Origin of the sequence: Caballeronia sp. (assembly GCF_049581465.1) — a bacterium.
Classification (GTDB): Bacteria; Pseudomonadota; Gammaproteobacteria; order Burkholderiales; family Burkholderiaceae; genus Caballeronia.
In genome coordinates this window covers 1-1,507 of the sequence record NZ_JBAUSA010000699.1, presented here as the reverse complement: position 1 = coordinate 1,507, position 1,507 = coordinate 1, and the positions used below count along the sequence as shown (strand labels likewise).

Annotated in this window: 2 protein-coding genes; both read left to right on the top strand. The window is 63.4% G+C overall.

What is annotated here, in order from left to right:
* The first annotated feature begins 117 nt into the window (after positions 1-117).
* The gene (locus tag WCA53_RS17180; protein WP_423912946.1) at positions 118-495 is read left to right on the top strand and encodes a RidA family protein; all 378 of its coding nucleotides are present in this window, start codon (positions 118-120) and stop codon (positions 493-495) included.
* 57 nt (positions 496-552) lie between these two features.
* Positions 553-1,507, top strand: a 955-nt coding sequence (locus WCA53_RS17175; protein ID WP_423912944.1) for an amidohydrolase family protein, incomplete at its 3' end; no start/stop codon positions are given.

Here is a 1,507-nt window from a genome sequence, read left to right as displayed (position 1 = left end):
CGTACCGGCAGGCACGACTGGCTTCTCGGAGTTCCTCGCGGCGGTACCGCGCCACTTTTTCGAATTCGGTGCGGACTGAAAAACCGAGCCGTCCTCAACCAGCCATGCGGAGAAATCATGCCCCGTTCGATCGATGTCCCTGGTCTCGCACACAACGCCCCAATCCCAGTCGGCGCTCGCGTCGCCAACGTGCTGTGCTCGTCGGCGATCGCCGGCAAGGATCCGGAGACCGGGCGCCTCGCCACCGAGCCCGTTGACCAGGCGCGGCTCGCCTTCGACAACCTCAAGCTCTTTCTCGACGCGGCCGGCGCGACGCTCGCGGACGTGGTGAAGCTCACGGTGTACATAAAAGACGATTCGGTCCGTGAGCACATCAACGCGCACTGGCTCGCGTGCTGGCCTGACCCGGCACAGCGGCCAGCACGCCATATCGTCGTGCACGACCTGCAGCACGGCATGGCGCTGCAGCTAGTAACCCTCGCCGTTGTCGCCTAGCCGTCCTGGCAGACCCATCCAACGTATCCTTTTCCACTTACCTCCAGAGGTTCCAACTTGATCATCGACTCCCACGCCCACGTCGTCATGCCACCCGAGAGCTTCCGCTACATGGCGGAACTGGTTGGCGGCCGCGCCAACCCGTCGACCCAACCCAACGTGTCGGACGCTTCGCTGCGCAAGGTCGCTGAAGAACTCGTACGTAGCATGGACTCGGTCGGCACAGACATGCAGTTCATCTCGCCGCGCCCCTACCTTCAGATGCACTCGGTCAAGCCCGCGCGCGTGACCGAACTCTGGTCGCGCCACTGCAATGACCTGATCGCGCGCTACGTCGGAATGTTCCCGGACCGCTTCCGCGGCGTGGCGGGCCTCCCGCAGTTCATGAGCGAATCGCCGGCGGTTCGCGTCGTGGCGGAACTCGAGCGCTGCGTCAACGAACTGGGTTTCGTGGGCTGTCTGCTGAACCCGGACCCGACCGAATCGGAAGGCCCGACGCCGCCGGGGCTCGGCGATCCGTTCTGGTACCCGCTGTACGAAGCGATGACCGCGCTTGACGTGGCCGCACTGATCCACTCCGCCGGCAGCTGCAGCCCGCGCGAGTCGTACACGCTGAAGTTCATCAACGAAGAGAACATCGCGGTCATCTCGCTGCTCGACTCGGAGGTGTTCAAGAAATTTCCGGACCTGAAGATCGTGGTCGGCCACGGCGGGGGCGCCATTCCCTACCAGATGGGACGGTTTCGCTCGTGGGCGGTGCGCCGCAACCATCCGGAAACCTTCGACGAGCAGCTCAGGAAGCTCTATTTCGACACCTGCAATTACTCGAAGGAATCGATCGAACTGCTGCTCAAGGTGGCGGGTACGGACAACGTGTTGTTCGGCACGGAAAAGCCCGGCACGGGCAGTGCGCGCGACCCCATCTCCGGACGCGACTACGACGACATGAAGCCGGTGATCGAAAGCATCGAATGGCTCACCGACGAGCAGCGCAAGAACGTGTTCGAGTGCA

Bases quoted from the DNA above. Each gene is read 5' to 3' on its own strand.
- WCA53_RS17180 (WP_423912946.1), top strand. From the start codon at position 118: ATGCCCCGTTCGATCGATGTCCCTGGTCTCGCACACAACGCCCCAATC.